Annotated in this window: 1 pseudogene; it reads right to left on the bottom strand. The window is 52.7% G+C overall.

The features are described from left to right. Positions 1-221 (bottom strand): annotated as a pseudogene (locus tag CYJ76_RS11405) (hypothetical protein); the annotation flags it as partial. Positions 222-281: the final 60 nt, after the last annotated feature.

The raw sequence follows: 281 nt of genomic DNA, 5'->3' as shown, positions 1-281 counted from the left end.
TCCAAAACAGCCTTGTCAACGAGCAGTTGAGCCATTTGCTTTTTCAGTTCTGCAGGATCATCGGCTAATGATTTCTCAACAGCGCGAAGCTTGACCTCAAACGGGTAGCGACTCAGTGTTCTTGACTGTTTGCGGGGTCGACCAGGTTTGGCGGGTTCACGCAACCATTTGTACAGCGTCCATCGCCCTGGATAGCCAAGTTCACGGACGGTCTTGGTCACCGATTGAGTGCGCTTGTAAACCTGCAGAGCTATGCGTCGCTGCTCCTTGGTGTATGAGCG

The organism is Kytococcus schroeteri, from assembly GCF_002847825.1.
Lineage (GTDB): Bacteria > Actinomycetota > Actinomycetes > Actinomycetales > Dermatophilaceae > Kytococcus > Kytococcus schroeteri.
This window is presented reverse-complemented; position numbering and strand designations above follow the sequence as displayed.